The 21,186-nt window shown below is 70.1% G+C and carries 16 protein-coding genes; 10 read left to right on the top strand and 6 right to left on the bottom strand.

Annotated elements, in window-relative coordinates; genetic code table 11:
• Positions 1–28 precede the first annotated feature (28 nt).
• Entirely contained in the window at positions 29–370 is a 342-nt protein-coding gene (locus OG266_RS03455) for a hypothetical protein (protein WP_371542560.1), read from the top strand.
• A gap of 30 nt (positions 371–400) precedes the next feature.
• On the opposite strand, the gene OG266_RS03460 is transcribed toward OG266_RS03455, so the two are convergent.
• On the bottom strand, positions 401–1,396 hold the full coding sequence (locus tag OG266_RS03460; protein WP_371542562.1) for a hypothetical protein: 996 nt from the start codon (positions 1,394–1,396) through the stop codon (positions 401–403).
• Between the two features lie 253 nt (positions 1,397–1,649).
• Here OG266_RS03460 and OG266_RS03465 point away from each other — a divergent pair, with 253 nt between their 5' ends.
• Together OG266_RS03465 and OG266_RS03470 are read left to right on the top strand one after the other, a co-directional pair.
• Positions 1,650–2,918 carry a glycosyltransferase gene (locus tag OG266_RS03465; RefSeq protein ID WP_371552634.1) on the top strand — a complete coding sequence of 423 codons (1,269 nt, stop codon included), beginning with the start codon at positions 1,650–1,652 and terminating at the stop codon, positions 2,916–2,918.
• A 350-nt stretch (positions 2,919–3,268) separates the two neighbouring features.
• Entirely contained in the window at positions 3,269–4,702 is a 1,434-nt protein-coding gene (locus tag OG266_RS03470; protein WP_371542565.1) for a DUF4157 domain-containing protein, read from the top strand.
• A 56-nt stretch (positions 4,703–4,758) separates the two neighbouring features.
• Here the strand turns inward: OG266_RS03470 and OG266_RS03475 are convergent, their stop codons facing one another.
• The gene (locus tag OG266_RS03475) at positions 4,759–5,442 is read right to left on the bottom strand and encodes a TetR/AcrR family transcriptional regulator (RefSeq protein ID WP_371542567.1); all 684 of its coding nucleotides are present in this window, start codon (positions 5,440–5,442) and stop codon (positions 4,759–4,761) included.
• Between the two features lie 198 nt (positions 5,443–5,640).
• Here OG266_RS03475 and OG266_RS03480 point away from each other — a divergent pair, with 198 nt between their 5' ends.
• Positions 5,641–6,894 carry a YncE family protein gene (locus tag OG266_RS03480; RefSeq protein WP_371542569.1) on the top strand — a complete coding sequence of 418 codons (1,254 nt, stop codon included), beginning with the start codon at positions 5,641–5,643 and terminating at the stop codon, positions 6,892–6,894.
• Here OG266_RS03480 and OG266_RS03485 read toward each other — a convergent pair.
• Positions 6,887–8,755, bottom strand: coding sequence for a cellulase family glycosylhydrolase (locus tag OG266_RS03485; RefSeq protein WP_371542572.1), 1,869 nt, complete (start codon positions 8,753–8,755; stop codon positions 6,887–6,889). The two genes, OG266_RS03480 and OG266_RS03485, sit on opposite strands and share 8 nt — an antisense overlap.
• Positions 8,756–8,891: 136 nt before the next feature.
• Entirely contained in the window at positions 8,892–10,865 is a 1,974-nt protein-coding gene (locus tag OG266_RS03490; RefSeq protein WP_371552636.1) for a GTP-binding protein, read from the bottom strand.
• Between the two features lie 261 nt (positions 10,866–11,126).
• On the opposite strand from OG266_RS03490, the gene OG266_RS03495 reads away from it, so the two are divergent.
• The 6 genes from OG266_RS03495 (at position 11,127) to OG266_RS03520 (ending at position 17,998) form a co-directional block, all read left to right on the top strand.
• Positions 11,127–11,597: a (2Fe-2S)-binding protein gene (locus OG266_RS03495; protein ID WP_266471752.1), complete on the top strand. Its 471-nt coding sequence runs from the start codon at positions 11,127–11,129 to the stop codon at positions 11,595–11,597.
• A complete protein-coding gene (locus tag OG266_RS03500; protein ID WP_371542574.1) occupies positions 11,594–13,954 on the top strand; it encodes a xanthine dehydrogenase family protein molybdopterin-binding subunit in 2,361 nt (786 codons plus the stop codon). Before OG266_RS03495 ends, OG266_RS03500 begins: the two co-directional genes overlap by 4 nt.
• On the top strand, positions 13,951–14,799 hold the full coding sequence (locus OG266_RS03505; RefSeq protein ID WP_371542576.1) for a xanthine dehydrogenase family protein subunit M: 849 nt from the start codon (positions 13,951–13,953) through the stop codon (positions 14,797–14,799). Before OG266_RS03500 ends, OG266_RS03505 begins: the two co-directional genes overlap by 4 nt.
• A gap of 5 nt (positions 14,800–14,804) precedes the next feature.
• A complete protein-coding gene (locus OG266_RS03510; protein WP_371542578.1) occupies positions 14,805–15,689 on the top strand; it encodes an AAA family ATPase in 885 nt (294 codons plus the stop codon).
• A complete protein-coding gene (locus OG266_RS03515) occupies positions 15,686–16,816 on the top strand; it encodes a VWA domain-containing protein (protein ID WP_371542581.1) in 1,131 nt (376 codons plus the stop codon). The genes OG266_RS03510 and OG266_RS03515 overlap by 4 nt, the downstream gene beginning before the upstream one ends.
• 69 nt (positions 16,817–16,885) lie before the next feature.
• Positions 16,886–17,998: an XdhC family protein gene (locus OG266_RS03520; protein WP_371542583.1), complete on the top strand. Its 1,113-nt coding sequence runs from the start codon at positions 16,886–16,888 to the stop codon at positions 17,996–17,998.
• Between the two features lies 1 nt (position 17,999).
• Here OG266_RS03520 and OG266_RS03525 read toward each other — a convergent pair whose 3' ends face one another.
• Both OG266_RS03525 and OG266_RS03530 read right to left on the bottom strand, forming a co-directional pair.
• A complete protein-coding gene (locus OG266_RS03525) occupies positions 18,000–18,503 on the bottom strand; it encodes a metallophosphoesterase (RefSeq protein WP_371542586.1) in 504 nt (167 codons plus the stop codon).
• A gap of 63 nt (positions 18,504–18,566) precedes the next feature.
• Positions 18,567–21,008: a SpoIIE family protein phosphatase gene (locus OG266_RS03530; protein WP_371542589.1), complete on the bottom strand. Its 2,442-nt coding sequence runs from the start codon at positions 21,006–21,008 to the stop codon at positions 18,567–18,569.
• Positions 21,009–21,186 lie beyond the last annotated feature (178 nt).

Genomic DNA, 21,186 nt, shown 5'->3' on the forward strand with positions numbered 1-21,186 from the left:
CCCGCACCGCACCGTGAGGAAGAACAGCATGTCCGTCGAAGGCACCTGGGACCTGTCCGTCTCCACCCCCATCGGCAAGATCAAGGCCGTGGTCGAACTCCGTCGGCAGGACGGCGTCCTGACCGGGACGGCCCACGGGGCGGGAGAGGAAGTCCCGCTCGGCGACGTCGCCCTCGACGGCGACCGCCTCACCTGGACTCAGGCCATCACCAAGCCCCTGCGCCTGAACCTGGCCTTCGCCGTGACGGTCGAGGGCGACACCCTCACCGGTACCTCCAAGGCCGGACGTCTGCCGGCCTCCAAGGTCACCGGCAGCCGTCGCCCCGTCCGGGCAGAGGCCGCGGTCCAGGAGCCCAAGAAGCTCCCATGACCAGGATCGACTCCGCCCTCGCCGGCTTCCCTACGCCGAAGCCGCCCCCGCGCTGACGAGGCCGGGCTGGAGAAGCATCCGGGAGGAGTGGTCCACGAGCTGCCGCAGCACCGGCACATAGGCTTCGTCGCCGCCCAGTTCGTCCAGAATGGCGTGCGCCTCATGGCGGAATGTGTCGATGTCCTCTTCGTAGCGCCGCAGAACGTCCGGTGCCAGGAGTACTTCGGTGAGTTCCGCTCTGGCGTGATGAGAATTCCTGGCGTCGGCGTGCAGGCCAAGGACACGCTCCCGGTAATGGGGAGCCGCCTCCTCAACGGCACACGCGAAAAGGTAGGTCACCGTGCCGTTCAGCAGGTCTTCGTTGCGGCCGGACAGGATGTCTTCCTGGTCGTTGAACATCTGCCACAGGACACCGAAGACATTGCCGAACTCACGCCAGAGCTCCACCCTTCCTTTCTCAACACCCGCCAGTTCCGCAGCCATTGCCGTGATCGCGCTGAAGGGTGCGCCGGACTTCCCTCTGTACGCCGTGACCACCGAGTCCCGCGCCACGGCACCCACGTCCCCGCCCAGGTCGCTCAGTTGCCCCTCGGTCGCGACGATCCAGCAGTTCACGACCTCCGCCGTGAGAGCTCCGCGCACCGACTCCGGAATCCGTGGCGAGTTGACGACGAGAACAGGAAGCGGATTTCCGCTGATGACCGTGGCGAGCAGCGCCTCGCTCTCACTGAGGTCACCGGCGACAAACGCTCCCTGCCCGTCGGCCAGGTCGTCCAGATAGCACGCCGAAGTCCACCACAGCTCATGCACGACGGCCAGCGGAACAGCCGGTCGGAGCGTGCCGGTCTCAATGCCATGGACGATCATCGGCAGTACTGACAGCGGGTACTTGAACTTGCGATGACGTAGGAGTTCGGCGACCGCCTCTTTGACCGCTTTCGCCGATCTGCCGAGCCGTTCGAGAGTCTCTTCCCGCTCCGCCTCGATATCCGCGGACACTTCACGGTACAGATCCTCGTACGACATGGAACGCACGCCAGAACTCCCACCATTGAGATCGAATCAAGGACCGATTCGATCATTCCGGTTGGAGGCGAGCTAGAGCGACTTTGCGCCATGGCCAGGTCGCTGCGACGCCAGCCCCCTGGACGCACCAAGCCTTGGCCGAAAGCGAAGACCACCGCGTGGACACGATCGCGCAGGCCGAGCTCATCGAGGACCCACCTGCGGGACCCCGGCCGTGAATCGCGCCATACTGACCGTCGTCCGAGTAGCGATCATGACCGCGGGTTCGCGGGGCGACGTGGCGCCGTACACCGGTCTCGGGCACGGTCTTGCGCGTGCCGGGCACGAGGTCACCCTGGTGACGCATGGGTGTTTCGCGCGGCTGGTGGCCGGTTCGGGGGTCGCGTTTCACGCGCTGCCGGTGGATCCGCGGGCCGAGTTGGAGTCGGTACGCGGGCAGGGGCTGCACCGCAGCACCAGCGGGGCCGGGAAGCTCATCCGGGTGGTCGAGATGGCCAGGTCCCTGGTCGGGCAGATGACCGACGACCTGATCGAGGCCGCGCACGCCAGCGACGTACTCCTGCTGTCCAGTTCCCTGGGACCACTCGGGCATGCCGTCGCCGAAGGGCTGTCCCTGCCAAGCATGGGGGTGTATCTCCAACCCCTCGCTCCCACAAGGGAGTTCGCACCTCCGGTGACCGGGGTCCGCTCCTGGGGGCCCGCGGTGAACCGGGCGGCCGGGTACGGCGTGAACATGGCCGTGGAGCGAGTGTTCGCCCAGACCGTGCGCACCCTACGGGCCCGGCTCGGTCTGCCGCGCAGCGGTCCCGGCGCCGCGCGTCGCGCCCGCGAGCGGGAGGGCTGGCCCGTGTACCACGGGTTCAGTCCTCTTGTGGTGCGACGCCCGCGCGACTGGCGTGCCGGGCTGGATGTCGCCGGGTACTGGTGGCCGTACGACGGCTACGACTGCGACGGCGGTGACGGCGGTGACGGCAACAAGAGGGGCCAACTCCCGCTGCCACTGCGGGACTTCCTGGACTCAGGGCCTCCCCCGGTCTTCGTGGGTCTGGGCAGCGCCACCGTGCCCGATCCCGAGTGGCTCAGCGCCGAAGTCGTACGCGCCCTGCGGGCAGCCGGGCTGCGCGGGGTGATCCAGCGGGGCTGGGGTGGGCTGCGAGGCGCCGGCGACGACATGTTCACGGTCGATGAGGTACCGCACTCCGTGCTCTTTCCGCAGATGGCCGCGGTGGTCCATCACGGGGGCGCGGGTACGACGGCGGCCGGGCTGCGGGCCGGGGTGCCGGCCGTGCCCTTACCGATCCAGTTCGACGAGGGGTTCTGGGCGGCCCGCCTCGTCTCCCTCGGCGTAGCACCCCGGGCCGTGCCGCTGCGCGGCCTCACCTCCTACCGTCTCGAGGCGGCTCTCGTACGGGCCACGACGGAACCGTCGTATCGGCGGCGTGCCCAGAGTCTGGCTGCCGGCATCGGTACTGAGGACGGGGTGAGCCCTGTCCTCGATGGAGTGAACCGGCTCGCTGGGTAGTGGCCCTGACGCCACGCTCCTCGAAAGTCAGGCTCTGGGACAGCCCAGGGGCCGCAGGCTCGGCTCCGCACCGGTGGTCGAAGCACGTGAACAGGCTTACCGGCAGTGCGAGATGTCTTCGTCACCGCGGCGGCACCGCGTGACGGTGATGCCACAGTGACGCTTCGGTGACGTCGGGGCGGCAGGGTGTGCGGCGCTCGCGGCAGGAGCACGGAGAGGGGTGGCACGTGACCCGGCATGCGCAACGGGCGGTGGTCCACCGTTCCGCCCCACCCCGAGCCGGCGTTGCGATGTCTGCCGAGGCCACGTCGTGGCTCTCCGCCAGGTCGTCAGGTGCGCCCCTGGCTCCGATGATGCGGTCGACGATGGAGGGGCTGCTCGGGTACGACCTGAGCGACGTCCGGATCCATAGTGACGGGGCGGCCGCGACGTCGGCCCGTCGGATGGAGGCCCGTGCCTACACCGTGGGAGACGACATCGTCCTCGGCGGCGACGTCCCGTCGCTGCGGACGCGTGCCGGACAGCACGCGCTCGCACACGAGCTGATCCACGTCGTTCAGCAGCGGCTCGGGGGACCTGCGGCCGGAGCCGAGGTCGACAGCCCGTTCGAGCAAGACGCGGAGGCGGCCGCAATGGCGTTGGCGGACGGCCGCAAGCCGCCACCAGTCGTCCGCGGGACGGCAGTCGGTGTCGCACGGCAACCGATGGACCCGCGGCACGCCCGCGGATACGCGGGCGAGCAGGCGATGGGGTTCACGCACTACAAAGAGTCCGAGGGCTGGATCTTCTTCGAAGGCCCCAGCGGCGCAGGCGGTCACGGCGTGACGCAGTCGGGCTTCGACGGCGTCGCCTACAACACCCGGACCGGCGAGGTGCACCTGGCCGACAACAAGTCCCTCGCAGTCACCGGGAATGTCAGCAGCGCCACCGCGATCGACCCGGCTCGGAACCTGGGGAAGAACCTTGACGGCCTGATCCAGCGGGTCGAGGCCACGAAGGACGTGCCGGGGCGCATCCGGCTGCTCGGGCTGCTTCGGCAGACGAGGGCGGCCCTCACCACGGGCAAGCCCCTCCCGCCCGCGGTCAAGCTCGTCGTCACGAGCGAGGGCGGCCGGACGACGGGCGTGTCAGCCAGGCTCGCGGCCGCAGGTGTCGAGCATCTGCCGCCGAAACCGGCGCCGTCGGCCCCCCTCCCCCCACCCCCGTCGACCTCCGCCCCGACCGCGAAACCCACACCGACGCCGAGCACCCCGCCACCCGTCGAGGTACCGCAGACACCCACAGCGACGCCCACGACGGCGCCCGTCGTCGAACCGTCACCCACGACAGCGCCGGTCGTCGAACCGTCACCGACGCCGGTGGTCACGCCGTCGATGCGGCCCGCGTCTCCCTGGAGAGCCGGACTCAAGGCCGGTGGACAGGCACTGGCGTGGGCCCTTGTCTTCGCGGGGCTGAGCTACTTGGTCCACAAGCGGCTCGCCGAGCAACTGGAGCGGGACATCGACATGTCGAGGCAGGGCTCGATGCCATGGGCCCGCCGCACGAAGGCCGACAACCCTTCGAAGCCCGTATACCTCACGATCACAGTGCGCTCGGAGGAGTACAGCCGGTACGTCCCGCTCCTCGGCTGGATGCCCGAGAGCCCCCGGCTGTTCCTGGCGGGGATCGAGATCAGCGACAGGAACGTCGACCCGCCGTCCGTCGTCGTCGAGGACCACAGCCTGGACATACTGCGCCCCGGGAAGACCGTCACCGTGACCTACAGCGAGCTCAGGATTCCCTGACCCAGCCGCCCCGGCCCAGGAAAATCACCTTCTTCAGGCTGATCCGCGAGGTGACGTCACTGGCCGCCGTCGCAGTGCGGGTTGTCGTCCGGATCCCACCCCGCGGGCCGCAGGAACCCCAGCAACTGCCGGACGAGTTCCTCGACCACCTCGTCGAGGGTCGCGTCCACCCACCCGGCGTTCCAGTCGTGGAGCAGCCCGTTCACGCTGCCGATGAAGGCCGTCGCGGCGAGGCGGTAGTCGCGTGGTGCGGCCTCGCCGCGGACGGCGGCCGCGGCCGCCTCCGCGCAGATGAACTCCACCCAGCGGGAACGGCGGGCCAGCCGTTGTTCCTCCAACCGTGGGCTCACGCCGATGATTTCGACGAAGGTGATGCGGATGCGGCGCGGATCGCTCGTCACGTTCGCTGCGTAGGCACGGAAGATCGCGGTGGCGCGCTCGGGAAGCGGCAGGTCCCCCGCTTCGGCGAGGGCGGCGAGGGCGGCCCCCTCGGCCCAGTCGTTGACCTGGAGGTGCAGGGCGGCCAGGACGTCTTCGAGGGTGCGGAACTCCTCGTAGAACTGACGGGTCGACAGGCCCGCCGCCTCACTCAGTGCGGCGACCGTCGTGGACCTGAAGCCCAGGCTGTCGCCGAACAGTTGGAGTCCTGCTTCCAGGAAACGGCGGCGGCGCTCGGCCTGCCGCTCCTCGGCGGTTCTGCCCCCGTAACGGCCTGTCGGCTGTTTGAGCCTGCCCGCCACGCGTCCTCCCTCCGTCCATCCGGTGAACCGTTCACGCTCCGGCAATTTTGTCGTGTACGGACCCTTGTGAAGAGGGCCGCCCCCTCCTTACTTTCCAGTAAGTCAACTCTGAACGCGCGCCTGTTCAGATTCTCCCTTGTCATGCGCTTGCCACAGGCAACTTTCCACCCGCACTCCCCACCTACGACAGGGACCCACATGTCTGTCCTCAGACCCAGACGCCTTTGCTCCGTCGCCGTCGCGCTCGCCCTCACTCTCGGCGGTACGGCCACCGCCGCCACCGCGCAGAGTTCCGCAGCCGCCGAGCTGCGCGAGGTGATGTTCGTGGGCAACAACTGGGACGGCACCGCCGATGTCATCAAGTCCACCGGTGACTTCGCGAAGATCGGCCGGATCAACGTCGTGCCGGACAAGGAAGCCCGGCTGGCCGCGATCAACGCCGATCCGATCAAGTGGATCTACTTCCTCGCCATTCGCAACGGCGTCGGGGAGGGCCACGACCAGTTCGTCGACGACATGTACTCCACGCCCGACGGCAAGTCGATGGTCGTCTCCCGCCCGAGCTTCGCCGATGTCGTCTCCATCGACCTCGCCACCGGGAACATCAACTGGCGCTTCGCCGTGTCCGGTTACCGCTCCGACCACATGGCGGTTTCTCCGGACGGCACCCGTGTCGCGGTCTCCGCCTCGACCGGGAACACCGTGCACGTCCTCGACATCAACACCGGCAAGCAGCTCGGCTCCTTCGCCACCGGTGACAAGCCGCACGAGAACATCTTCACGAGCGACGGCAAGTACATCTGGAACATGGCCATCGGTGACGTCAACACCGCCCTCGACGACCCGTGGCTGGACTGGACGAAGGGCAACCGGTACATCACCGTCGTCGACGCGGCCACCTTCCAGCAGGTCAAGGTGATCGACATGCGTCAGCGGCTGGACGCGATCGGTCTCACGGACTACTCCGACGCGGTACGGCCCGCCGCGTTCAGCGCCGACGAGTCCAAGCTGTACTTCCAGGTGTCGTTCTTCAACGGCTTCCTGGAGTACGACATCGCCTCCGACAGGATCACCCGGGTGAAGACCCTCCCGAAGAACCCGGCGACCAGCACGGACCGCACCACCTGGGTCAACGACTCCCGCCACCACGGCATTTCGATCAACCCCGCGGGCACCAAGCTGTGCATCGCGGGCACGATGGACGACTACGCGACCGTCGTGGACCGGGCGACCCTCCAGGAGGGCCCGCTCGTCACCGCCTCCAAGCCGTACTGGGCGACCGTCAGCGGTGACGGCAAGTCCTGTGTCATCTCCGAGAGCGGCGCCGACCAGGTCACCGCCATCGACTTCGCCACTGGGCTGAAGACGGTGTCGGTGCCGGTCGGCGACCACCCCCAGCGCGTTCGCCTCGGCCATGTGGAGGCGAACTGGTCGGCTCCGTCGGCTAGTTGAACTTCGTCGCAGCCCAGGACGCCAGTTCGGTCCGGGCCGCGCTCAGCAGAGTGGCGGACGGAGCGGTCGCCCCGTTCGTGACCAGCGCGTAGTGCAGAGTCCCCGAGCCGGCAGCGGTGAGCAGGAGGCGGCGGCTTCCGGTGCCGCCCGGCTCGGGGGCCACCGCGATCGGGGTCGTCGTGGTGTACGAGGGCGGGGTGGCGGTCGTACCGAGGTCGGAGACGACTGTGGTGGACGACGTCGGGAAGGACGCCGGGAGATGGAGTTCCGTGGGAGCGCTCGTGCCGTCGGAACGCCAGACCAGAAGGCTGTACTGACCTGATCCCACGAGCTGGGAGACATTGGGCAGGGAGCTCGGAACCGGGTTCCAGGTCAGCGTCGTGGAACCGTCCCGCGACCGGTCCTCGTAGGTGAAGGCGACCGCCGTGCCCGCCGTGGCGCTGGGATAGACGCGGTCCAGCAGGCGGGCGTCCTGGCGCAGCACGACCGTACCCGAGTCGTCGAGGCGTACGGCGGAGAGGTCCTCGTCGTTCCAGGCGTCACCGGTGGTCAGGACCTTGTCCGGGTTGTCGTTCATCAGCTCGTGATGGCGGCCGTTGTAGATGTCCCACTGCCACTGGGTGGCGGAGAGGACCGGGCCGGAGGCGGACGGATTGGACCACCAACTCGCGCCCGGCTGGCGGGAGTCGAAGGCCTGGTACATCGCCTTGAGGACGGTCGGTGCCTTGTCCGAGACCGACCCGGCCAGCGGGTGGCCGAACTCGCTGATGGTCGCCGTCGTGCCGGCGGCCGACGCCCGGTCGCGCACCGTCCCGAAGTCGGTGGCGTACTGGCCGTCCCCCGCCTTGCCCCACATCAGAATGCCCGAGATCGCCTTCTGGTCGTAGAAGTGGGTGTTGAACACATAGCGCGGGCCGATGGTGCCCGCGTCCAGCAGTCCGCCCTCCTGCTTCTGGGAGCTGATGTTGGCGTTCCAGAAGAGGTTCGGTTCGACGAAGGCGGGCTTGGCCTGCCAGCCGGCCGCGTCCATCCGGGCCCGGAACTTCACATAGAAGGGCCAGAGCACATCGCGTTCCCACGTGCGGCTCGTCTGACCGGAGTCGTACGTGCCCGCGTGCGGCTCGTTGTACGGGTCGAAGCCGACGACGCTCGCGAACTGGGTGGTGGTGAGGTGCTGTTTGACGTAGGCCATGGTCGCCTGGGCCGTGGTGAGGAAGGCGTCCTGGAGTCCGTACGTGTTGTGCCAGAAGTCGTACGACGCCTTTGTCACGGCCTGGTTCTGGGTGATGTTCTGGCCCCAGAAGATGCAGATCCCGCACGACTCCTGGGGGTAATTCCCGGCTTCCACCGCCCACTTGGGGGCACCGTCGCCGGTGTACCAGCTGCCCGAGTTGAAGAGGTAGCGGGAGTAGAGATCCTGATGGAAGTCGGGATAGACGCGGATTCCCGCGTCGAGAAATGCGCCGATCTGAGCGGTGGCCGCCGCGAGATAGGTGGTGTCGACCTGGCCGCGTACGGGTTCGGTCTGCGCCCAGGAGAGCAGGAAGCGCACGGTGTTGCCGCCGCCGAGGGCACGCAGTGCCGTGGCCGACTTCTTGGCGTCGGCGACCGACGCGAAGGGCAGGCCGTTGTTCTCCTCCAGCTTGGTTTCACCGGAGACGTTGTAGCCGCGCAGCACGACCTCGCGGCCGAGCCCGTCGGTGAAGCGGCCGTCCTCGACGGTGAGGGTGGCAGCCGCGGATTCGTCGAACCAGAGGGAGTCGGGGAGGGGGGCCGCGGCGGCGGGCTGGATGCCCGCCGCCGTGAGGAAGCCGGTGAGGAGCACGAGGACGCCGAGCAGACGCGCACGTAACTTCGACATGTTCACTACAGTCGCGGCCGCTCCAGAAGCCGTCAACACCCCTGACTCATGAGTAAGTTTCTCGTTTCACCGGGCGCCGGGGCAGCTCTGGTTCAGACCCGGCGCACGTCAGGTTCAAACCCCGCGCGGGTCACTTTCAGACCCGGCGCGTCACGTTAAGCAGGTACTCCTTCCGGTCGAGCGGGTTGAGATCGGTCCTCGGACGGTCCGCGACCGTGCCGCGAACGACCGGCGCGTAGTGGTCGAAGACGCACTCCAGCTCGCCTTCGCCACGCGTCAACCCCGGTAGCTGCTGCTCCAGTTGATGCACCTGCGCGACCGGGATCCGGCCCTCCAGCACACTCGTCGCGCCGTGCGTCTGGGTGCTCTGCGGAACGGCGCGCTGTTTCGCGAGCACGGGCAGCACCGCGCCCAGCGTGTCCGCCGGGGCCTCCAGGCGGAAGCGGTGCATCGGCTCGTACACCCGCGTGCCCGCCTCCCGGAGGGCGCTCATCACCACGAGCGGTGTCAGCCCGCGGAAGTCGGCGCCCGTGCTGGACATGCTCTTGTCGAAGCCCTGGTGGGCGTGGCTCTGCCTTGGCGAGTAGCCGGAATGCGTCATGGTGACCGTGCAGTCGGTGACCTGCCATCCGTGGATTCCCTGCGCCAGCGTCTCCTTGACGGTGTCCTCGACCGCCTTGAAGAACGCGTACGGCATCGCCCCGAGTTCGACCTCAAGGCGGAATTCCACACCCGAATCGAGAGGCCCCGGATCGATGCGCAGTCCGACGGTCGCGAGAAAGGGATTGGGGTCCTTGCCGTTGAACTCGACGGCCCTACCCGTACCGGCCGGCCTTTCGATGCACAGAGGTGTCGTCTCGCGGAACAGGACGTCAATGCCGAATTCATCGGCAAGGGTTGCCTGAATGACCTCCTTCTGGACCTCACCGTAGAGCGATACGGAGGTTTCCTTACGTACCTCGTCCTGGCGCAGATCGATCAGCGGGTCCTGCTCGGCGAGTTGGGTGAGCGCGAGGTGCAGGGCCCCTTTGTCGCCCGGACGGCAGGGGGTCACGACCGTTTCGAGGGTGGGCGGTGAGAAATGGAGCTCGTCCGACGACGATTTCCGCGGCAGGCCGAGGGGGTCGCCGATCCGGATGTCTCCGAGGCCCCAGAGCTTGCCGATCCGCCCCGCGGCCACGGAGGTCTCACGGACGGCCGAGCCGCCGTCGAAGACGCTGATCGCGGTGACCTTCCCCTCCTCGCCGTCGCGGAAGTTCAGCCGGTCACGCGTCCGCAGGGTCCCGGAGAACATCCGCGCATACGCGATCTTCTCCCCCGCGGGACCACGCTCGACCTTGAAGACGGTCCCCGACACCGGGCCGTCCGCATCGCCCTCACCGGAGGGCAGCAACTCCTTGATCCCGCCCATCAGTTCCGCGATACCCGCGCCCGTCGTCGCCGAGCCGAAGTACACCGGGTGCACCAGGGCCTGCCCGGTCTGCCGGCCGAGTGCGGCGCGGAGCCGGCCGTCCGAGACACGACCCTCGACATACGCGGCCAGCAGCTCGTCGTCGTGCTCGGCGAGCAGGTCGAGCAGCGGCGCCCTCAGCCGGGCGTCGTCGAAGGGGGTGAAGTGGGCGTCCCTCGTCCCCCGTTCACCGACCGCGCCCATCGGGACGATCGCGGGGGTGAGCCGCGCGGAGATCTTCTCCAGCACGCGCTCGTACTGCGCACCACCCCGGTCGATCTTGTTCACGAAGACGAGCGTCGGAATCCGCAGCCGCTGGAGCGTCCGCATCAGCACACGGGTCTGCGCCTGTACGCCCTCCACGGCCGAGACGACGAGCACGGCGCCGTCGAGCACGCTCAGCACCCGCTCCACCTCGGCGATGAAGTCCGGGTGACCGGGTGTGTCGATCAGATTGACCGTGACGTCGTCGATCGCGAAGGAGACGACGGCGGATTTGATCGTGATGCCTCGCTGCCGTTCCAGCGCGAGGGAATCGGTCTGGGTGGATCCGTCGTCGACGCTGCCGATCTCGTCGATGACCCCGACGGCGTGCAGCAGCCGCTCGGTGAGGCTTGTCTTACCGGCGTCTACGTGCGCCAGAATTCCCAAGTTGAGCATATGCACCGGGTGTCATGTCCTTTGAAGTGGGAGTGATTCCTTCCTGGGTGGACATGAACGGTGCGCGCATTGCTGCTCCTTGATCCCGGTGAACTCGTCCCGAGCAGTGCAGCAGGTCGCCGCACACCACGGCAACGGATTAACGCTCAACAAATGCCTGTCGCGACACTCGCCCCTGTCAGGGGGCCGTCCTAGAGTGACGCCCATCACGTCCGGTGGCTGATTCCCCACCACCCCTCGCACGGTTCCCTGGGAGGGCACATGACCCGTATCTCGGTGAAGGTGGACGGCACGACGTACGAGGACGAGGTGGAACCCCGTCTCCTGCTGATCCACTATCTGCGTGACCGGCTGGGTCTGACCGGCACCCCGATCGGCTGCGACACCTCCAACTGCGGGGCGTGCACGGTCGACCTGGACGGGGTGACCGTCAAGAGCTGCTCGGTGCTCGCCGTCCAGGCGGACGGGGGCGAAGTGACGACGGTCCAGGGGCTGGCCCGCGACGGCGAGTGGCATCCGCTGCAGAAGGCGTTCCACGAGCGGCACGCGCTCCAGTGCGGCTACTGCACGCCCGGGATGATCATGGCGGCCCGCGATCTGCTCCGCGAGAACCCGGAGCCGGGTGCGAAGGACGTGCGGGAGGCCCTGGAGGGCAACCTCTGCCGGTGCACCGGCTACCAGAACATCGTGCGCGCGGTCCTCGCCGCCTCCGGACAGGAGGTCTCGACATGAGTGGGACAACGGAGCGGGAGGTCGGGCGTTCCCGGCCCCGCAAGGAGGACGCGCGGCTCGTCACCGGCCAGACCAACTGGACGGACAACATCAGCGTCAACGGCCTGCTGCATCTGGCGATCCTGCGCAGCCCCATGGCGCACGCCCGCATCGACCGGATCGACGTCGCTCCGGCACGTGAACAGCCCGGCGTGGTGGCCGCGTTCAGCGGCGCCGATCTCGCCGAGGGCCTCGGCTCGCTGCCGTGCGCCTGGCCGGTCACCGAGGACATCGTCCACCCCGACCACCCGCCGATCGCGGTCGACGAGGTCCGCTACGCGGGCGACCCGGTGGCCGTCGTCGTGGCCCGCGACCGGTACGCGGCCGCCGACGCCCTGGAGTTCATCGAGGTCGACTACGCGCCCCTGCCCCCGGTCCTCGATCTGGAGGCCGCCCTCGCCGAGGACGCCCCGCTGGTCCACGCCGACAAGGGCACCAACCGCTGCTACGACTGGCCGCTCGCCACTGGCGAGGACTACGCGACCGTCCGGCAGCGCGCCGACGTCGTGCTGCGCAGGCGCTACGTCCAGCAGCGGCTCATTCCCAACGCCATGGAGCCGCGCGCCGTCGTCGTCACCCCGCTCGCAGCCTCCGGCGAGTACACCGTCTACTCCTCCACCCAGATCCCGCACATCCTGCGGATCATGTTGTCCGTCGTCACGGGCGTCCCCGAGCACAAGCTGCGCGTAATCGCCCCCGACGTGGGCGGCGGCTTCGGCTCCAAGCTCCAGGTGTACGGCGAGGAAGCGCTCGCCCTCGCCGTCGCGCGCCGGCTGGGACGGCCGGTGAAGTGGACCGAGTCGCGTTCCGAGGGCTATCTCGCGACCCACCACGGCCGCGGCATGATCCAGGACATCGAGATCGCCGCCACCCGCGAGGGCAAGCTGCTCGGCCTCAAGGTCGATCTCCTCGCCGACATGGGCGCGTATCTGATGCTCGTCACGCCGGGCATCCCGATCCTGGGCGCCTTCATGTACCCGGGCATCTACAAGATGGACGCATACGACCTCACCATCACCGGCGTGTTCACGACCAAGACGCCCACGGACGCCTATCGCGGCGCAGGGCGCCCCGAGGCGACGTACGCCATCGAACGGATCATGGACGAGCTGGCCGTCGAACTCAGCCTGGATCCAGTCGAGTTGAGGCGCCGCAACTGGATCGGCCACGAGGAGTTCCCGTACACCTCCATCGCGGGCCTGACGTACGACAGCGGCAACTACGAAGCCGCCACGGACAAGGCGCTCGCGCTCTTCGGATACGACGAGCTGCGGGCGGAGCAGCAGAAGCGGAACGAGCGCGGTGACGTCGTGCGCCTGGGCATCGGCGTGTCCACGTACACCGAGATGTGCGGGCTGGCGCCGAGCCGGGTGCTGCGGGATCTGCGGTACTCCGCCGGGGGCTGGGAGGCGGCGAGCATCCGGATGCTGCCGACCGGCAAGGTCGAGGTGGTCACGGGCACCAGTCCGCACGGGCAGGGGCATGTGACCTGCTGGAGTCAGATCGCCGCCGATGTGCTGGGGGTGCCCTTCGAGGACATCGAGGTGCTGCACGGCGACACCAAGACGGCGCCGCAGGGCATGGACACCTACGGTTCGCGCTCGCTCGTCGTCGGTGGGGCCGCCGTGCACCACGCCGGTCAGAAGGTGGTGGAGAAGGCGCGGAAGGTGGCCGCGCATCTGCTCGAGGCCAACGAGCACGACCTCGAGTTCACCCGCGGCGTGTTCTCCGTGAAGGGCTCGCCCGACGCACGCAAGACCATTCAGGAGATCGCCTTCGAGACGTTCTCCTCGCACGACCTGCCCGACGGCATGGAACCCACCATCAACGCCGAGCACCTCGTCGATCCGGAGAACTTCTCCTACCCGCACGGCACCCACCTGTGCGCGGTGGAGATCGACACCGAGACCGGGCGGACGACCATCCGGTCGTACGTCTGTGTCGACGACGTCGGCCGGGTCATCAACCCGATGATCGTCGAGGGCCAGGTGCACGGCGGTGTCGCGCAGGGCATCGCGCAGGCCCTGTACGAGGAGGCCGTGTACGACGACGACGGCAACCTGGTATCCGGGACGATGGCCGACTATCTCGTGCCCTCGGCTGCCGACCTGCCCGAGTTCGTGACCGGCAGGACCGAGACGCCCGCCACGTCAAACCCCCTGGGATCAAAGGGAGTTGGCGAAGCGGGGACCATCGCCTCGACGCCCGCCGTGGTCAACGCGATCGTGGACGCGCTGCGCCCACTGGGCGTGACCGAGGTGGCGATGCCCTGTACGCCGCAGCGGGTGTGGCAAGCGATCGAGGAGGCGTCGGCATGATTCCCCCGGCATTCGAGTACGCGAGGCCCACGAGCGTCGACGAGGCTGTGCGCACGCTCGCGGACGCGGGCGAGGACGCAAAGGTGCTCGCCGGCGGGCAGAGCCTGCTGCCGCTGCTCCGGCTGCGGCTCACCTTCCCGGAACTCGTCGTCGACGTCGGCCGGATCCCGGAGCTGCGCGGGGTCCGCCAGGGTGAGGGCACGCTGATCATCGGCGCGATGACCTCGCACCACGACGTCATCCGAGACCCGCTGGTGCGCCGGCACGCGGGACTGCTCGCCGCGGCCACAGCAACGGTCGCCGATCCAGCCATACGCCATCGCGGCACCCTCGGGGGTGCGCTCTCGCACGCCGATCCGGCCGGTGACCTGCCCGCCGTGATCCTCGCGCTCGACGCGACGCTGATCGCGGAGGGGCCGGCGGGGCGGCGGGCCATCCCGGCCCGCGAGTTCTTCGTCGACTACCTGCAGTCCGCGCTGCGGCCGGACGAACTGCTGGTGGAGGTGGAGATCCCGACGACCGACGACTGGGGCTTCCACTACGAGAAGTTCCAGCGGGTCGCGCAGGCCTGGGCGGTGGTCGGCGTGGCGGCGCTGGTACGGCGCGAGAACGGGCAGATCGCCGAGTCGCGGATCGGGCTGACGAACATGGGCTCGACACCGCTGCGGGCCGGCGCGACCGAGGACGCGCTGGTCGGCGCCTCCGTGGAGGGCGCGGTCCGGCGGGCCGCCGAGGTGGCGGCGGACGGCACGCATCCCACGTCCGATCCGTCGGCCTCGCCCGAGTACCGCGCACACCTCGCCCGGGTGCTCACGCGGCGCGCGGTGCTTGCCGCCATGGAGTAGCGCGGATGCACGAGGTGAGCGGGCCGGACGAGGTGCGAGCCCGGCTGGAGAAGACCGGGTATCTCGTCGACGACGGGCTGGCCGTGGCCTGCTTCCTGGCGCTGCGGCTGCACCGGCCGATCTTCTGCGAGGGCGACGCGGGCGTGGGCAAGACCGCGCTCGCCTCGGCCCTCGCGGAGGCGACCGGTGCCCCGCTGATCCGGCTTCAGTGCCACGAGGGGATCGACGCGTCCCAGGCGCTGTACGACTGGGACTTCCCGCGTCAGCTCCTCCATCTGCGGGCCGCCGAGGCGGCGGGCGTCACGGATGCCGACCGGCTCGAAGGGGAGCTGTACGACCGGCGGTTCCTCATCGCACGGCCTCTCCTCCAGGCCCTCGAGACCCAGCCGTCGGTGCTGCTCGTCGACGAAGTCGACCGCGCGGACGACGAGTTCGAGGCCTTTCTCCTTGAGCTGCTGTCGGAGTACGCGGTCACCATCCCCGAACTGGGCACGCTGCGCGCCGAGTCGCCGCCGGTCGTGGTGCTCACCTCGAACCGCACCCGCGAGGTGCACGACGCGCTGAAACGCCGGTGCCTCTACCACTGGTTCGACCATCCCGGCTTCGACCGTGAACTCGCCATCGTGAGAAGGAGGTTGCCGGGTGTGACCGCCCGGCTGACCGAGCAGGTGACCGCGCTGGTCCAGGCCCTGCGGTCCGAGGATCTCCTCAAGCCGCCCGGGGTGGCCGAAACCATCGACTGGGCCGAGGCCCTGGACGCTCTGGGCGCGACCGAGGTGGACGCCGAGCTGGCGGTGACGACGCTGGGCTCGGTGCTGAAGTACCGGGAGGACGTGGAGCGGGCGCGCGGACTCGATCTGTCGGCGATCCTCGCGGCGCGAGGGGCGTGAGGGGCGTGGCGCACCCGCAGTCGGTCGACGCGTCCGCCGTCCTCGTCGGGTTCGCTCGCGCGTTGCGCGCGGCGGGTGTCGAGGTGGGCCCCGACCGTGTGCAGGCCTTTCTCGCCTCCCTCGGCGTCCTCGATCCCGGTGTGCGTTCCGACGTGTACTGGGCCGGGCGCCTCACCCTCTGTGGGAGCCGGGACGATCTGGAGCGCTACGAGCGGGTCTTCGCGGGGTACTTCGACGCGAGGGCCGACGCGGCGCCGGCCCGGTTCGCTCCCGCGCCCCGGCTGCGGATGGCCGTACGCGATGCCGGTCCCGCTCCCCGGGAGGCGACGCGGGCCGAGGACGCCATGCCGACACCCGCGCTGGCCAGCTCCACGGACGTACTGCGGCACCGCGACCTCGCCGGGCTGACCGCCGCCGAGCGGGAGCAACTACGGCGGCTGCTGGCCGCGTTCACGCTGCGCGGCGAGGTGCGGCGCACCGCACGGCGGCATCCGGCCCGGCGCGGGAGCGTCGATCCGCGGCGCACCGTACGGGAGTTGCTCAGGCGCGGTGGTGAACCGGCGCGGCTGCTACGGCACGAACGGGCCGAGCGTCCGCGCCGAGTCGTGCTGCTCGTGGATGTGAGCGGCTCGATGGCGGCGTACGCCGACGCACTGCTGCGCTTCGCGCACGCGGCGACACACGGCACCGCCCGTACGGAGGTGTTCACCATCGGCACACGGCTGACCCGGGTGACACGCGAGCTCGCGCACCGTGATCCCGACACGGCGATGGCGGCGCTCGCGGCGGCGGTCCCGGACTGGCGCGGCGGCACCCGGCTCGGTGAGATGCTGCGCGGGTTCCTCGACCGGTGGGGGCAGCGGGGCATGGCGCGCGGCGCGGTCGTGGTGCTGCTGTCGGACGGCTGGGAGCGTGGCGATCCTGCCCTGCTCGCGGGGCAGATGCGACGCTTGCACCGGCTCGCGCACCGGGTGATCTGGGCCAATCCGCGCAAGGCCCGGCCCGGTTACGCACCTCTGGCCGCCGGGATGGCGGCGGCGTTGCCGAGCGTGGACGCGTTCGTCGAGGGGCACAGCCTGGCCGCGCTGGAGCGTCTGGCGGCGGTGGTGAGAGGAGCGGATCCTTGAGAGAGACGCACACTGGGACACACGCCGAGACGCACTCGGAGACGCGGTCCGCCGTGAAGGGAGCGAGCGATGCGTGAGATCCTCCCGGCGCTGAACCGGTGGTATGCGGCGGGGTCCCCCTTCGGACTCGCCACAGTGGTCGCCGCCAGCCGTAGCACGCCGCGCGATCCGGGCGCGGCCATGGGTGTGGGCCCCGGCGACGAGGCCGTGGGCAGTGTGTCCGGCGGCTGTGTCGAAGGGGCGGTGTTCGAGCTGGCCCAGGAGGTGGTGGAGTCCGGCGAGGCACGTCTTGAGACCTTCGGGTACAGCGACGAGGACGCCTTCGCCGTGGGGCTCACCTGCGGCGGCGAGATCACACTGCTCGTCCGCCGGGTGTCGCGCGAGGACGATCCCACCTTCGGGGCGGTGGCCGAGTCGGTGGCCGCGGGCCGCCCGGTGACCGTGGCGACGGTGATCGACGGTCCGGCGCCGCGCGGGGCCACCCTCGCCGTGTGGCCGGACGAGGTGTCCGGCTCGCTCGGGTCGACCGGTCTGGACGTGGCCGTCACGGCCGACGCACGAGGGGAACTGGCCCAGGGCGCCACCGGGCAACGGCACTACGGCCCGCACGGCGAACGCCGCGAGGACGACGTCACCGTCTTCCTCCACTCCTTCGCGCCACCACCCCGCATGCTCGTCTTCGGCGCGATCGACTACGCCGCCGCGGTCGCCCGCATCGGCGACTTCCTCGGCTACCGGGTCACGGTGTGCGACGCCCGCCCCGTCTTCGCCACGCCGAAACGGTTCCCGGCGGGTGTGGAGGTCGTCGTCGACTGGCCGCACCGCTACCTGAAGGGCACGATCACGGACGACCGCACGGTGATCTGCATCCTCACCCACGACCCGAAGTTCGACGTGCCGCTCCTTGAGGAGGCACTGCGCCGCCCGGCCGCGTACATCGGGGCGATGGGCAGCCGGCGGACCCACGACGACCGGATGAAGCGGCTGGTGGACGCCGGGTTCGGCGAGAGCGAACTGTCCCGGCTGCGCTCGCCGGTCGGGCTCGACCTCGGGGCCCGCACACCCGAGGAGGTGGCGGTGTCCGTCGCCGCGGAGATCGTCGCCCTGCGGTGGGGCGGCAGCGGGGCTCCGCTCACGGCGACGGGCGGGGCGATTCATCCGGGGCGGTGGGCGACGACCTGAGTCAGGTGCGCGGGGGCAACCGGTGGAGATGTACGTCCGTCAGCCGGCCGTCCGTCACCTGTGCCGTCATGTACGTGCAGTGGGGCTGGCGGCGGCGGTCGGTCGGGGAGCCGGGGTTGAGGAGCCGCAGGCCGGTGTCCGTGGTGGTGTCCCAGGGGATGTGGCTGTGGCCGAAGACCAGGACGTCGAGGTCGGGAAAGCGGACCGCGCAGCGACGCTCGCGCCCCTCGGCGGCGCCGGTCTCATGGACGACTCCGAAGCGCAGGCCACCCAGCTCGGCACGGGCGACCTCGGGGAGGCGGGCGCGCAGGGCCGGACCGTCGTTGTTGCCGTGGACGCCGATCAGCCTGGTCGACCGGCTCTCCAGAAGGTCGAGGGTCTCGATGTCCACCCAGTCACCGGCGTGGATCACGATGTCGGCGAGCGGAAGTTCGGCCAGAAGTGGCGCGGGGAACTCTCGCGCCCGCTTGGGAAGGTGGGTGTCGGACATCAGGAGCAGACGCACGCTGTCCACCGTAGTGGGACGTCAGCCCGGACCGTAGCGGGACGTCGGTCCAGGAGGATTTCGCTAGTCCAGGAGGATTTCGCTCCACACCTGCTTCCCCCCGCTGACCGGCACCGTCCCCCAAGCCGCCGACATCGCCTCGACGAGGAGGATGCCGCGTCCGCCGGTGGCCTCCCAGCCGATGCTGGTGGGCTTGATCGGCGTACGGGGTGAGTTGTCGGCGACCGCGATTCTGAAGCGGTTGTTGATGAGAGTGAGGTCGAGCCTGACCTGTCCGTCGGTGTGGACGAGGGCGTTGGTGACGAGTTCGGAGACGACGAGGAGCGCGGCGTCCGCCTCGCCCGCCACGCCCCAGGAGCGCAGGGTGCGCCGGGTGAAGCGGCGGGCGTGCCGCACCGCCTCGGGGACGCGCCAGACCGTCCAGCTCTCGCGGAGCGGGCGCAGCGCCATGCCGTCGTAGCGCATGAGGAGGAGGGCCACGTCGTCGCTGCGGTTGGCGCCCGCGAGGAGTCGGTCGGCCACGAGTCCGAGGTGGGCCGGGTCGGAGGCGGCCAGCTCTCCGGCGAGCCGGTCCAGGCCGTCTTCGATGTCGACCACGGCGGACTCGACGAGACCGTCCGTGGTCAGGGCGACGATCGTGCCGGGCGGCAGGCGCAGCGGGCTCATGGGGAAGTCGGCCTGGGTGAGGACGCCGAGCGGCGGTCCCCCCTCGGACCAGGCGATCTGCGTTCCGCCGTCCGGGTGACGCAGGACCGGGGGAAGATGCCCGGCGCGCACGCACCAGGCGGAGCCCTCCTCCATGTCCACGTCGACATAGCAGCAGGTCGCGAAGAGGTCGGTCTCCAGGTCCATGAGGAGGCGGTTGGCGTGCGAGACCACGACGTCCGGGGGGTGTCCCTCGACGGCGTACGCGCGCAGGGCCGTCCGCATCTGGCCCATCAGGGTCGCGGCCGAGGCGTTGTGGCCCTGGACGTCTCCGATGACGAGGGCGACGTGGTTGTCGGGCAGCGGGATCACGTCGTACCAGTCGCCGCCGACCTCCAGGCCCGAGGTGGTGGGCAGATAGCGGGCGACGGCGACCGCGCCGGGCAGCTTGGGCAGGCGGCGCGGGAGCAGGGTGCGCTGGAGCATGCCGATCAGTTCGTGTTCGGCGTCGAAGGCGTGGGCGCGCATCAGGGCCTGGCCGGTGAGGCCCGCGGCGGCGGTCAGCAGGGCGCGTTCGTCGGCGCCGAAGTCGTGCGGGCTGTCCCAGCCGATCAGGCAGGCGCCGGCGATGCGTCCGGCGGCGGGCAGCGGCAGGACGGCGAGGCCGCCGGGGCCCACGTCGGCGAGGGCGGGTTCCAGGTCCGTCCCGGCGGGCCAGATCGCGGCGCGCCCCTCGCTCAGGGCCGCGGCGAGCGTCGGCATGGCGCGTACGGGCGCGTCGGGCCAGTCCGAGCGCCACTCGGTCCGCCACATCTCGGGCCAGGCCTCCGGCTCGGGCGGGTCCAGGACGGTGACGATGAGGCGGTCCCCCTCGAGTTCCGCTACGGCGATCCGGTCGGCCTGGAGGGGCTTGCGCAGGGCGGCGACCACAGCCCGGCCGACGTCGCGGACGGTGCCGGCGGTGGCCAGGGCGGCGGCGAGCCGCTGGACGCGGGCCACCTCGTTGCCGCCGGAGCGCAGCTTGGAGGCGTCGGAGACGGTGCCCACGAGCCGTGCCGGGCGGCCCTCGCCGCCGGGCAGGAGGTGTCCGCGCAGCCGCAGCCACTTCTGCTCGCCGGACGGCTGGAGGATCCGGAACTCCAGCTCGCGGTCACCGATGGACATGTGGTCCGCCTCCACCACGGACATCAGTGAGGGCAGGTCCTCCGGAACCGTCAGTGACAGCAGTGTCTCCACCTTGCCGTCGAAGTCGGCCGGGCTCAGACCGAACAGCTCCAGCATCACCTCGTCGACCTCGACGCGTCCGCTGTCCATGGCGAGGCTGAAGGAGCTGGCGGGCAACTCGTCGGTGCCCGTCTCCGGGGCGGGCGGCGGACAGACGACGGCCTCGGCGATCAGGCCCAGGCAGTCCCGGTCCTCGGGGTCGAAGCCGTCCGGGTGCTCGCTGACGGCGAGCAGACAGCCGTCGTCGCGCAGGGGCAGGGCGGCCAGCCAGAAGTCCTGGGAGGGCAGTCGCCGGGCGTCGGCCTGGCGGCCGACTTCCTCGGGGCCGAGCCAGAGCGCCCTGCCGGAGCGGTGCGCGTCCGCCGCCGGGGATCCGCCGGTGACGGGGTAGCTGTCGCGCAGCCCGTAGAGGGTTCTCGGCACGCCCGCCGACTCGGCGAGGCTCAGTTCGCCGCCGTTCGGGTCCGACGCGTACACCGCGACGACGCTCGCGCCGGTGAAGACGAGGGCCTGTTCGAGGACTCGGCGCAGCCGCTCACGGGGGTTCAGGTCGGTCGTGAGCGTCTTGAGGGCAAGTTCGGCACGCGGCGTGCGCGTTCTCCGTCCCGCAGCGTCCTCACTGACCACGTCCGTCATTACAGCGCTTCCGGGGCTCCGGCGCAGCCCCTGTGACCGTTCCCGGCACGTCAGGCCCCCGGCAAAGCCCGCTGTCAGGACGGCGTGGCGTCGTGGACGGCCCGCTCGCCGTGCGCGAAGAGCCGCCAGGAGAGAGCCTTGACCTCTGGGACCTGATCACGCGGCCCTGCGAGGAGGT

Source organism: Streptomyces sp. NBC_00554, from assembly GCF_041431135.1.
In the GTDB taxonomy this organism is placed as follows: domain Bacteria; phylum Actinomycetota; class Actinomycetes; order Streptomycetales; family Streptomycetaceae; genus Streptomyces.